12 protein-coding genes are annotated in these 12895 nt (G+C 41.2%); 10 read left to right on the top strand and 2 right to left on the bottom strand.

All coding sequences use genetic code 11. The annotated features are described in order from the left end of the window. Position 1: 1 nt before the first annotated feature. Positions 2-172 carry a DUF2496 domain-containing protein gene (locus tag PR699_RS06150; protein WP_014656559.1) on the bottom strand — a complete coding sequence of 57 codons (171 nt, stop codon included), beginning with the start codon at positions 170-172 and terminating at the stop codon, positions 2-4. A 398-nt stretch (positions 173-570) separates the two neighbouring features. On the opposite strand from PR699_RS06150, the gene PR699_RS06145 reads away from it, so the two are divergent. Further along, on the top strand, positions 571-1539 hold the full coding sequence (locus PR699_RS06145) for an FUSC family protein (RefSeq protein ID WP_036941308.1): 969 nt from the start codon (positions 571-573) through the stop codon (positions 1537-1539). A gap of 82 nt (positions 1540-1621) precedes the next feature. Here PR699_RS06145 and priC read toward each other — a convergent pair whose 3' ends face one another. Beyond that, positions 1622-2170, bottom strand: a complete 549-nt coding sequence (gene priC / locus PR699_RS06140; RefSeq protein ID WP_014656557.1) for a primosomal replication protein PriC — start codon at positions 2168-2170, stop codon at positions 1622-1624. Between the two features lie 146 nt (positions 2171-2316). On the opposite strand from priC, the gene apt reads away from it, so the two are divergent. The 9 genes from apt (at position 2317) to PR699_RS06095 (ending at position 12618) form a co-directional block, all read left to right on the top strand. Continuing rightward, positions 2317-2868: an adenine phosphoribosyltransferase gene (gene apt / locus PR699_RS06135; protein ID WP_004922439.1), complete on the top strand. Its 552-nt coding sequence runs from the start codon at positions 2317-2319 to the stop codon at positions 2866-2868. 108 nt (positions 2869-2976) lie between these two features. Continuing rightward, entirely contained in the window at positions 2977-4908 is a 1932-nt protein-coding gene (gene dnaX, locus PR699_RS06130) for a DNA polymerase III subunit gamma/tau (RefSeq protein ID WP_014656556.1), read from the top strand. Between the two features lie 49 nt (positions 4909-4957). Continuing rightward, positions 4958-5287, top strand: coding sequence for a YbaB/EbfC family nucleoid-associated protein (locus PR699_RS06125; RefSeq protein WP_004922433.1), 330 nt, complete (start codon positions 4958-4960; stop codon positions 5285-5287). Beyond that, on the top strand, positions 5287-5886 hold the full coding sequence (gene recR, locus PR699_RS06120; protein WP_004922431.1) for a recombination mediator RecR: 600 nt from the start codon (positions 5287-5289) through the stop codon (positions 5884-5886). The genes PR699_RS06125 and recR overlap by 1 nt, the downstream gene beginning before the upstream one ends. A 268-nt stretch (positions 5887-6154) precedes the next feature. Beyond that, complete coding sequence (gene htpG / locus PR699_RS06115; RefSeq protein ID WP_036941304.1) at positions 6155-8029, top strand: molecular chaperone HtpG; 1875 nt, start codon at positions 6155-6157, stop codon at positions 8027-8029. 192 nt (positions 8030-8221) lie between these two features. Then, positions 8222-8866 (top strand): adenylate kinase, encoded by a 645-nt coding sequence (gene adk, locus PR699_RS06110; RefSeq protein ID WP_014656554.1) that lies wholly within the window; start codon positions 8222-8224, stop codon positions 8864-8866. Positions 8867-8994: 128 nt separating this feature from the next. Then, positions 8995-9966 carry a ferrochelatase gene (gene hemH, locus PR699_RS06105; protein WP_014656553.1) on the top strand — a complete coding sequence of 324 codons (972 nt, stop codon included), beginning with the start codon at positions 8995-8997 and terminating at the stop codon, positions 9964-9966. Between the two features lie 118 nt (positions 9967-10084). Continuing rightward, the gene (gene wzz(fepE) / locus PR699_RS06100; protein ID WP_014656552.1) at positions 10085-11203 is read left to right on the top strand and encodes an LPS O-antigen length regulator Wzz(fepE); all 1119 of its coding nucleotides are present in this window, start codon (positions 10085-10087) and stop codon (positions 11201-11203) included. Positions 11204-11304: 101 nt separating this feature from the next. Then, complete coding sequence (locus tag PR699_RS06095) at positions 11305-12618, top strand: inosine/guanosine kinase (protein ID WP_004922409.1); 1314 nt, start codon at positions 11305-11307, stop codon at positions 12616-12618. The last annotated feature ends 277 nt before the right edge of the window (positions 12619-12895 follow it).

The raw sequence follows: 12895 nt of genomic DNA, 5'->3' as shown, positions 1-12895 counted from the left end.
TTTAGTCATCGGTTAAACAGGTTGCTTCGGCAGCCTGTTTGACTAAATAGTCATGTTTTACAATTTCAAGGGCTTTGAGAACAATATCAGTTTCAATATCTGATGTTTCAAGTAAGTAGATTAAATCAACAGCAAGCTGTGTTTCTTTTGGGGCATCTTTTAAAGAATCCATTCTGACTCCTTATTATTGACAGCGGGCTATTATGATACGAATTTTTTGCTATTTATATATTGATAGATATTAAATTTTTATCGAAATGTGAGCAAGTTGATATTATTTAATGATAACGGTGATGATTTTCACTGTAAAACATGAACAGATATTGAGCATATTTATCATGAGTATATGAATTGCTAAATCGAATAATGATACTACTAATGTTAAATATATCGGAAAATTATTAATTCAACTCATCTTTTATTGATGACTGAAAATAGATTGCATTGATTTGATAATCTAAAAATTGTTATTTCTTTATTTATTAACATTATGACAGTATATTTATTGTTATTGAATTATATGCGTGCTAATGTTGCTAGTTATTATTAGTGGTATAACTAGGTGATTTTGTGGTGAAATTATCAGAAAGTTTTTATTTAACAATTTGTATAGTGATAAGTTTTATTGTTACTTATTATATTGCAGGTATTGATGCGACGTTATGGAGCTCGCTATCAACACTTCATGGTTATACTATTTTTAATAAAGCCACACGTTATAAAAATATAATTTATTCATTATTATGTTCGCTGTTTGTTTTTGTAGGAACTGCACTTGGCTACTATTTAGGTTTTAGCTATCTATTTTTTATTGTTTTATTCTTATCACCTTTTTTCTACTATCAACTTTATAATGTTGACTCCTCTTTAGAGATGTCATTTAAGTACTTTATGATTTTCTTCATCATAGGGGCGACATTGAATAAATCCAGTTTTGATGGTCTGGTGATAGGGTTACTGATCGGGACGTTCATAACACTAACCTTTTGTTATAGCATCAGTAAACGGAAGAAAATTACTTTTTTTCAAATTAAAAGGTATATTTCATTAAAAAGGGATAGGGTCACTTACCATTTGATCTGCCAGTCACTGATCTACGCAGTTGGTTTATTATGTTGTGTCTTATCATCAAGAGCAATCAACGTTGATCACTTCTTTTGGGCGCCTTTGACCTTTATTTTTGTATTAAATCCTAAGTTAACAAATATTGTTAAATTAACTCGTGATAGAGTGATTGGCACATTGATTGTTGTTTTTGTTCTTTACTTGGCATTTAACGCATCGGTATTAATGCCATACATTGGTTTTGCATTAATTCTTCTCTTTTCGTTTTTAATTCCAATTAGTAATACAAAGAAAAATAACGTATTTGGAACAATTTGTCTCACAGGGCTTGTATTATCGCTTATTGAAATGTCGATTTACTTTAATAATGTTGACTATCACTTATTGTCCGAAAGGATCATGGAAACATTGATAGGGGGTCTATTTGCGATAGTAAGTAGCTACTGTATTAAATTGGTTATGAAAGGTAAGTAATCAATATTATTAATATAAAGCAATGTGTAGCCTTCGTTTTCTGTTATGGAATGAGGCTACATCCAAAAATGGTTCGCTTTATTTAATCTAAATATTGATTTTCTTGATGTTCTATTGCTTTTTCGATTCGTATCAACGCTTGTCGGCAACGGTATAAACGGCCGGCTAATGCGGCGATATCTTTTTGGCATCGGTGGCGTTGTGCCTGATTGGTTAGACTGTTTAGCTGTAATTCGCGTTCACTCACCATTGCTAATAAACGGCGCTCATAGTCTTGATGTTGGGATAAACGCTCATATAGGTCGACTTGCTCTTTCTTTTCTTGATAATGACTCTCCTTTTTACGTAAGCCCTGTGTCGATAGTTCACGAGATAGCGCTTGAATTTGGTGAGCAATTTTTTCTGTCAGAAAGTTAACTTGTTCTTTATGGTTGAGTGACACACTGTGACAAAGTTGCTGATACAACTTATCTAACTCTTTCTGGCAATCTCCTAGATGCGTTGATTTTGTACTAAAAAGCTGAGTATCAAAGCGAGCGTGTGAAAATTCCTGATCTGCAATAGGCGCAATACGAGCTTGCAATGCGTCAATTTGCGTTTTTAGCGCATCTAAAAGAGGCTGTACTTTCATTTTTGTTCTCGCTAAAAGTGAAAAATCATGGAAAATTGATGTGTAACAATAAAACTTGCCGCAAATAAGCAGCCCCTTATTGCATTTTTATGGTACTTTAAATAGATTCTACCTTTTCGTGTTTACTATACTGATTGGCACTTATTATGACTGCTAAAGAGCAACAACTGCAATTAATTAAAGAAAGTATTGCAACCATCCCTAATTACCCAAAAGAAGGGGTGCTATTTCGCGATATTACCACACTATTAAATAACCCTGCAGCTTATCAGGCCACCATCGATTTGTTGGTTGACCATTACAAAGATAAAGGGGTAACTAAAATTGTAGGTACTGAAGCCCGCGGTTTTCTGTTTGGTGCACCAGTCGCATTACGTTTAGGGGTTGGTTTTGTTCCTGTACGTAAAAAAGGGAAATTGCCCCGTGAAGTATTAAGTATGACCTATGACTTGGAATATGGTACAGATACTCTTGAAATCCATCGAGACAGTATCCAGCCTGAAGATAACGTCTTAGTCATTGATGACCTGCTGGCAACAGGGGGAACGATTGAAGCGACAGTAAGAATGATCAAGCAACTCGGTGCTAAAATTGTTGATGCTGCCTTCATTATTAGCCTACCTGATTTAGGTGGTGAGGAGCGCCTTGCCGCAGAAGGGATCCACTCATTTAGCTTAGTCGAGTTCCCAGGTCACTAATTCTCGTTTCCTCACTATTTTCCTTACTATTTTTATCACGGTCTCGCCGTAAGGGCAGAGGCTGTGGTAGCATGGTGCTATATACCATGTTTAGAAACTGCATAATTCATGAGCTATCAGGTACTTGCCCGTAAGTGGCGCCCCCAAAAATTTTCAGATGTCGTAGGTCAACAACATGTATTGACCGCGCTTGCAAATGGTCTGGAACACCAGAGGCTTCACCACGCCTATCTTTTTTCAGGCACTCGTGGTGTCGGCAAGACGACAATTGCTCGTCTGTTTGCTAAAGGTCTTAACTGTGAAACGGGGATCACTGCGACACCTTGTGGTAAATGCACAAATTGCCAAGAGATAGAACAAGGGCGGTTTGTGGATTTGATTGAAATTGATGCGGCATCCAGAACAAAAGTGGAAGATACGCGAGAGCTACTGGATAACGTTCAGTATGCCCCTGCACGTGGACGCTTCAAAGTTTATTTGATTGACGAAGTTCATATGCTATCGCGCCATAGCTTCAATGCGTTGTTAAAAACCCTTGAAGAGCCGCCTGAACATGTCAAATTTCTTTTGGCGACGACAGATCCGCAAAAATTGCCAGTGACTATTTTGTCACGTTGCTTGCAATTCCACCTAAAAGCGTTGGATGTCAGCCAGATCAGCGAGCAACTTGAGCATATTCTCACCGCAGAAAATATTGAACACGATACTCGCGCGCGCCAACTGATCTCTCGCGCTGCTGATGGCAGTTTGCGAGATGCCCTCAGCCTAACTGACCAAGCGATTGCGATGGGGCAAGGAAAAGTGACGGCAGATATTGTCAGTCAAATGCTCGGCACGCTCGATGATGAGCAGCCACTCGCTATCATCGAAGCCTTGGTTCGAGCTGACGGTATTGCGGTCATGTCAGAGGTAGAGCATGCGGCGAGCCGAGGAGCGGATTGGGAGAATTTGCTGGTTGAAATCCTCTCCTTGTTGCATCGTATTGCTATGATCCAGCTGTTACCAGCCGTTAAAGAGACGGATCCATCATCAACAGAGGGGCGGCTCAGGCAAATTGCCCGAATGATCTCGCCTGCTGATTTGCAACTCTTTTATCAAACCTTGCTTGTTGGTCGTCGAGATCTTCCCTATGCCCCTGAGCGTCGCATGGGGGTTGAAATGGCGCTGTTACGTGCACTGGCATTCCATCCCAAAAGCATTATTGAGGAGCCAGTGACACCCACGGTAGTGGCTGCACCAGCACCGACAGCGATAGAGCCTGCTCGTTCTGTACCGCCTAAGCCAACAGCGGCAACAGCAAATGCTGCAATATCGGAAAATAGCCCGACATTGCAGCTACTAAAAGCAAAGGAAGCGTTACACTCCTCTCAAAATGAGGGACCTGACGCAAAAAAGAATAAACCGGCCGCGCCTGAAAAGGCTAAGCCGGCGATGTCAGCACTTGAGAGGCTGGCCGCCGTCACTAGCCAGCACCAACAAAATATGGCTAGCCGCGCATCTGACGTAAAAAAAGCGGCGAAACCAAAACCTTATCAGTGGCGTCCACAGTCTGAAGAGGCTAATACCAAAGAGGCGGTTACAACACCAACAGAAATAAAAGAAGCGTTGGAATATGAGAAAACCCCGGAATTAGCCGCGAAAATTACTGAAGAAGGTCGGGCGCGTGATAGCTGGTCTGCCGAGATCGCACAATTAAATATTCCTAAGCTGGTTGAACAATTAGCTTTGAATTCATATATAGAGAAAATAGACAGCTCGCACATTGTACTTCATTTACGCTCAGCACAGCGTCATTTGAATAAGCCTTCAGCGCATGAAGCGTTACAAAGTGCATTGAGCCAACATTATGGTCAACCTGTTGAACTGAAAATCGTTCAAGATGATAATACGGCAGTAAAAACGCCACTTGAATGGCGACAGGCGATTTATGAAGAGAAACTGGCGCAAGCCCGTCAGTCAATTATTGCGGATAAAACGATTCAAAAGCTACGCTCAATGTTTGATGCGCAGCTAGATGAAGAGAGTATTCGCCCCGTTTAACGCTACAGTCTCTGTTAGTAAGCTGTAGCCTCAGTAGTGAGAGATAACTATGTTTGGTAAAGGTGGTTTGGGCAATTTGATGAAACAAGCCCAACAAATGCAAGAAAAAATGCAGAAAGTTCAGGAAGAAATCGCCAATCTAGAAGCAACAGGCGAATCTGGTGCCGGCCTAGTCAAAGTTACCATCAATGGTTCACATAACTGCCGCCGTGTTGAAATCGATCCGAGTCTTCTTGAAGATGACAAAGAGATGCTAGAAGACTTAATTGCGGCAGCATTTAATGATGCGGCTCGCCGTATCGAAGAAACGCAAAAAGAAAAAATGGCAAGTGTTTCCAGTGGAATGCAATTGCCACCAGGCTTTAAGATGCCGTTCTAATGCAAACAAGTCCGCTTCTTGAGTCATTGATGGAAGCCTTGCGCTGTCTCCCTGGTGTAGGACCAAAGTCAGCGCAGCGTATGGCATTTCATCTGCTTCAGCGTGATCGTAGTGGCGGCATGCGCCTTGCGCAGTCGCTCACTCGAGCCATGTCTGAAATCGGTCATTGTCGCGATTGCCGCACCTTTACAGAACAAGAGGTGTGCAATATTTGTGAAAATCCACGTCGCCAACAAAACGGGTTGATCTGTGTGGTCGAAAGTCCAGCAGATATCTATGCTGTTGAGCAGACAGGGCAATTTTCTGGGCGCTACTTTGTACTGATGGGGCATTTATCACCCCTTGATGGTATTGGGCCGATGGATATTGGGCTTGATAGGCTAGAAGAAAGGTTGTCTTCTGAAACCATTATCGAAGTGATACTTGCGACAAACCCAACTGTAGAAGGTGAAGCGACGGCAAACTATATTGCACAAATGTGTGCCCAATATGGGGTGGCTGCAAGCCGCATTGCGCATGGCGTACCTGTCGGTGGTGAATTAGAAATGGTTGACGGCACAACGCTATCGCATTCACTTGCGGGTCGTCAGCGCCTCTAATTTTTACTCCAAGCTACAGCTTTACAGGCTTCCTAACTATCTGAGTCACATACTTAGGTATGCGACTTGGAGTGCGTACGCTTACGGCCCGCTGTAGCTCGCAACTTCCCGCCTTTCGCCATTCTTTTTTCGCTTTTCGTTAGCTGTTATCTTTATTGTCGTAATGCATTTTTTACCTTAATGAGTTGAATTCCTATTTTTTGCCCCCAATTAAACTCCATCGATAAGTCAAAATTATCCCATTAGATTGATGATATAAGAGGCATTAATGAGTATGAAAGGACAAGAAACTCGTGGGTTCCAATCCGAAGTTAAGCAACTTCTCCAGTTAATGATCCACTCTCTTTACTCAAACAAAGAAATCTTTTTGCGTGAACTTATTTCAAACGCATCTGATGCGGCAGATAAATTACGTTTTCGTGCACTTTCAAAGTCTGAGTTGTATGAAAATGATGGTGAGTTACGTGTTCGTATCAGCGCGAATAAAGAAGATGGCACCCTAACAATTAGCGATAACGGTATCGGTATGAGCCGTGATGAAGTGATTGAGAACTTAGGGACTATCGCTAAATCAGGAACAAAAGCCTTTTTAGAATCTTTGGGAAGCGACCAAGCGAAAGATAGCCAAATGATTGGTCAATTCGGTGTTGGTTTCTATTCTGCATTTATTGTGGCTGATAAAGTGACCGTCCGCAGCCGTGCGGCTGGTGCAGCAGCAGATCAAGGGGTATTTTGGGAATCAGCAGGTGAAGGCGAATACACTATCGCTGATATCGAAAAAGCCGATCGTGGTACGGAAATAACCCTTCATTTACGCGAAGATGAGAAAGAATTTTTAGATAGCTGGCGCTTGCGCTCGGTAATCAGCAAATACTCTGACCATATTGCATTGCCTGTTGAGATTGAAGTTAAGAACGAAGAAGATGGCACTATCACTTGGGAAAAAATTAACCAAGCGAAAGCACTGTGGACGCGTAAGAAGTCTGAAATTTCCGATGAGGAATATACCGAGTTTTATAAGCATATCTCTCATGACTATGCAGACCCACTGACTTGGTCTCATAACCGTGTTGAAGGTAAACAAGAGTACACAAGTTTACTGTATATCCCTTCACAAGCCCCGTTTGATTTGTGGAATCGTGAGCAACGCCATGGTTTGAAATTGTATGTTCAGCGCGTCTTTATTATGGATGATGCAGAACAATTTATGCCAAACTATTTACGTTTTGTCCGCGGTGTATTGGATTCAAACGACCTACCACTCAACGTGTCGCGTGAAATTTTACAAGACAGCGCATTGACTCGTAGCCTACGTAGTGCACTCACTAAACGTGTTCTGCAAATGTTAGAAAAATTGGCGAAAAACGACGCAGAAAAATACCAATCTTTCTGGCAACAGTTTGGTTTAGTGATGAAAGAAGGGCCTGCAGAGGATATGAGTAACAGTGAAGCTATCGCTAAACTGTTACGTTTTGCATCAACCCATAACGATAGCAGCGTGCAAAATGTGTCTTTGGAAGAGTATGTTGCTCGCATGGTTGAAGGTCAGGAAAAAATTTATTACATCACGGCTGATAGCTATGCTGCCGCGAAGAGCAGCCCACATTTAGAGCTATTCCGTAAGAAAGGCATTGAAGTATTGTTACTTTCTGATCGTATCGACGAATGGATGATGAACTATCTGTCAGAGTTTGATGGCAAACAGTTCCAATCTGTTAGTAAGGCTGATGAGTCACTAGATAAGCTGGCGGATGAAAACAAAGCTGAGCAAGAAGAAGCTGATAAACAGTTAGAGCCATTTGTTGAGCGAGTAAAAACGTTGCTGGGTGATCGCGTCAAAGAGGTTAAGTTAACGCATCGTTTAACGGATACCCCAGCGATTGTCACGACCAATGCGGATGAAATGAGTACTCAAATGGCGAAACTCTTTGCCGCAGCGGGTCAAACAGCGCCAGAAGTTAAATACAACTTTGAACTGAACCCTTCACACCCATTGGTTAAAAAAGCATCTGAAATAACGGATGAAGCGCTGTTTGCAGATTGGGTTAATGTGTTACTTGATCAAGCGCTATTCGCTGAACGCGGTACCTTAGAAGATCCAAACTTATTTATCCGCAAAATCAATGAATTATTAATGAAATAATGAGATAATTGATTTTCGTTTTTGAACAAAAACCACGTTTTAGCGGGCGCTTTAGCGTGGTTTTTTTCTTTTACGAAAGAAGTTAAATGCGAAAACGTTTACGTGTCTTCTTGAGTAAAGCGGCATGCTAATGGTATGGTATCTTGTTTTCTTTTCAAATTATAACAAACTAAATAGCAAGGGGTTTACGCAATGCGTATTATTTTGCTCGGTGCTCCAGGCGCCGGTAAGGGCACTCAAGCTCAATTTATTATGGAGAAATTTGGTATCCCACAAATTTCAACTGGCGATATGTTACGTGCAGCAGTTAAAGCAGGTAGTGAGCTAGGTTTAAAAGCAAAAGAGCTAATGGACAATGGTAAATTAGTGACTGATGAGTTAGTGATTGCATTGGTTAAAGAGCGTATCAAACAAGATGACTGCCGCAATGGTTTCTTGTTGGATGGGTTCCCACGTACCATTCCTCAAGCAGACGCGATGAAAGAAGCAGGCATTAATGTCGATTTCGTATTAGAATTCGATGTGCCTGATGAAATCATTGTTGAACGTATTATTGGTCGCCGTGTGCATGCGCCATCGGGTCGTGTTTATCATGTGACATTTAACCCACCTAAAGTTGAAAACAAAGATGATGTCACTGGTGAAGAGCTAACTATCCGTAAAGATGACCAAGAAGACACCGTGCGTAAGCGTCTGGTTGAATACCATGACTTAACAGCACCTTTGGTTGCTTACTATCAAAAAGAAGCTGATGCGGGTAACACCAAATACTTCAAAATCGATGGTACACGCAAGGTCACTGAAGTGAGTGAAGAATTAGCGAAGATCCTTGGCTAATATTCAACAATAGCTATCAACAAAGGCAGCGATTATCGCTGCCTTTGCTTTTCAAGCATTAGAAAACAATAAAAGACAATATTTTGTGATATAAAGTTGGGAATAATTATCATTAAGGAGTAATTACCATGTCAAAAAGTCAATACGGCATTTTATTGGTTAACTTAGGAACCCCTGATTCCCCAACAACCCCAGCAGTGAAACGTTACCTTGCAGAGTTTTTAAGCGATGTACGAGTGATTGATGTTTCACGTACGATTTGGAAGCCTATTTTATACGGTATTGTCTTGCCATTTCGCTCACCAAAAGTGGCTAAACTCTATCAATCGATTTGGACAGAAGAGGGGTCACCCTTACTTGCTTACACGCTACGTCAGAAAGCAAAGCTATCAGCTTGTTTTCCTGATATCCCAATGGAAGTTGGGATGAGCTATGGTTCACCATCATTGAAAAGTGCAATTGATTCATTAATGAGCCAAGGTGTGACAGAGTTGATTGTGCTACCTTTATATCCACAATACTCTTGTTCAACCACCGCCGCAGTTTATGATGGGATCTCGGCAATTTTCCGCCAAATGCGCACGATACCGTCCTTACATTTTATTCGTAGCTATGCGACGCATCCTGCCTACATTCAAGGGTTGGTCAATTCCATAGAGCAAAGTTTTGAGCAGCACGGGGAGCCTGATCGATTAATACTGTCATTTCACGGTATTCCTAAACGCTATGCAGACACTGGGGATATTTACCCTCAAGAGTGTGAAGCAACGACACGTTTAGTCAAAGAAGCCTTGAATTTCCCAGCAGAGAGAGTATTGATGACCTATCAATCTCGGTTTGGGAGAGAGCCGTGGTTAACCCCTTATACTGATGAAACGATGAAGCAATTACCCTCACAAGGTGTAAAGTCAGTACAAGTTATTTGCCCCGGATTTTCAGCGGATTGCTTAGAGACACTAGAAGAAATTAGTGAGCAAAATCAACATTTTTTCAAAAGTCAGGGCGGAGAATCGTATCATTATATCCCTGCGTTGAATGATAATGATGATAGTATTAACTTATTTAAATTACTTATTACTAGTACAATAAATACAATCTAAAGTTGTAATTGATATTAAATATGGCGTTAATCGATATATCATAAGTATCAAAATTCACTATACTAGTTAATATAAAAAGTTAATTTATTGTTAATATTTGTATTTTATTGGAACTGATATGAGCACTGATAGAGAGTCACCGGATGGCAAAACCGCAAAAGGAAAGCAAGTCTCACCATTTAACTCACAGCAAAGCGATGAAATCGATTTGATGGCTTTATTCGCTGTTTTATTAAGGAATAAGCTTCTTATTATCGTTATTACTGTTGTTATCACGCTTATCAGTATATTTGTGGTATTTCAGTTGCCTCAAAAGTGGAGCAGTACGGCTGTTGTCATCCCACCTTCTTCTGAGGAAATTAAAGATATCAATACATTGAGCGCACAGTTGAGTGTGCTCGATGTTAAGATTGATTTATCGGCACAGCAGATCTTTAATGCCTTTATTGACCAGTATCGTTCGAAAGTTAACCAAGAAGCTTATGTTCGGAGTACCAATTACTTCAAAAAGTTGTCAGAGCAAGTGAATTCTACAGATAAAGAAAATGAGCAGCAGCGGCTAGTCAATACTATTATTTCGAATAATATCGGCCTTAAGGACCAGTCAAAAGAGAAAAACAGTACCTCTAGCGACATCATACTGACTTTTGTGGCGCCAACACCTTCTGAGGCTCAAGACTTACTGTCTGGTTATGTTCGCTATACGGCAACTAAGGTTAGAGAGCAGTTTAAGAAAGATATTCAAAATGCGATTGCACAGCAATTGGTTTATGCTAATGAAACTTTTAAGCAAGAAGTGACAAAGATCCGTTCTGAATATGATGTAAAAGTTGAAAGGTTAAAACGTGCTATTGATATTGCAAAAGCAGCGGGTGTGCGCAAGCCCATTGTTAGTGATTCGGCAATCATTAGTGATGACCCCGATTACCCTATTGCATTAGGTACGGAAGCTCTTGAGAAGAAGTTAGCGATTGAATTACAAAACCGTGATATCGCTCTGTTGAATGAAGACCTACAAATTCGCCAACATTACATTAAAAATCTATCAGAGCTTGATATTGATACCCTTGACTTTATCCCTGCTAAATTTATCTTAGCGCCGGATCTACCCACTCAAAAAGATTCACCTAAATCAGTATTGATTATCATGCTGAGTGCTATTTTAGGCTTTATTCTGAGTTGTGCTTATGTACTGTCGCGCGAGCTATATCGCGACTATCACAAGAATAATAGCTAACTAAAAGGTGTTATTGATGTAAGCCAGCGCCTTTGTCTAAGGTGCTGGTTTGCATTTATCGTGCTAGAATAGTGCCATGTATACTCTCTAATTTATCCATTATGAAATTCCCCGGTCAACGTAAATCAAAGCACTACTTTCCTGTTAGCCTCAGAGATCCGCTGTTACAGCCTATTAAAGAGCGTTTAGATGATGGCGAAAACTGCCAATCTTATATTGTTGGTATCGATCAAACACTGGTCGATATTGAAGCTAAAGTCGACGATGCATTCATTGAACGCTATCAACTCAGTAAAGGTCACTCTTTAGTGATTGAAGATGATGTTGCAGAGGCTTTATATAAAGAGCTAACCAGTAACGCATTAATCACACATGAGTATGCCGGGGGAACCATCGGGAATACGCTGCATAACTACTCCGTGCTGGCGGATGATCGCTCGGTGTTATTGGGAACGATGTGCAATAACATTCAAATTGGAAGCTACTCTTATCGCTATTTATGCCATACATCGAGCCGCATGGATCTCAACTATTTACAAGGGGTCGATGGGCCAATTGGTCGCTGCTTTACCCTTATTGCTGAAAACGGTGAGAGAACCTTCGCGATTAGCCCAGGGCATATGAATCGTCTACGCCCTGAAAGTATCCCAGAAGAGATTATTGCTGGCGCTTCGGCGTTAGTTTTGACCGCTTATTTGGTTCGTTGCAAGCCCGGTGAAACCATGCCAGAAGCCACGATGCAGGCGATTAGCTATGCTAAAAAGCATAATGTTCCCGTTGTATTAACACTCGGTACTAAGTTCGTGATAGCGCAAGACCCCCAGTTTTGGCGTGATTTTCTGGCTGAGCATGTCTCTGTTGTCGCGATGAATGAAGATGAGGCGTTAGAGCTAACAGGGTGTAATGACCCGTTGTTAGCTTCGGATATGGCTCTAAATTGGGTCGATCTTGTGCTGTGTACGGCGGGGCCATCAGGGCTATATATGGCAGGTTATACGGAAGAAGCATTTAAACGCACCACCCAACACCCATTATTACCGGGCGCTATTCCTGAATTTAACCTCTATGAATTTAGCCGCGCAATGCGCCAGCAAGATTGTGAAGTTCCTATGCGCATATACTCTCATATTGAGCCTTATATGGGGGGACCTGAAAAGATCATGAATACTAATGGTGCAGGAGATGGCGCGTTATCCGCATTGCTACACGATATCACCGCAAACTCCTATCATCGCTTCAATGTGCCTAATTCCAGTAAGCATACGCGCCAATATCTAACTTACTCTTCGCTTGCTCAAGTGTGCAAATATGCAAACCGCGTGAGCTATCAAGTCTTGACTCAACATTCGCCGCGTTTAACGCGTGGCCTACCTGAAAAAGAAGACAGCTTAGAAGAGTCCTATTGGGAGCGTTAATACGCAAGCCTTTGCATAATGCCTCATTGTTTGAGCAAAACAGTGGGGTATTTTTTTACCTCAATGCCAGAAAAAAATTCCCCCACATCGTGGGGGAAGAGGACACAAAAAATATCATCAATAATGGTTTAGGCGGGGATGAGTATAACGACTTATCTATGCTAAAAAGTGGAGAAAATGTGAATCTATTTATTATTAATTATTCTATTTTAGAATTTTTAATAGTGAAAAATCGCATATTAGTCGGGGGCGAACAGTTCACGCTCTCTCAGTAAAC

It is taken from the genome of Providencia sp. PROV268, assembly GCF_028477805.1.
Lineage (GTDB): Bacteria > Pseudomonadota > Gammaproteobacteria > Enterobacterales > Enterobacteriaceae > Providencia > Providencia stuartii.
This window is presented reverse-complemented; position numbering and strand designations above follow the sequence as displayed.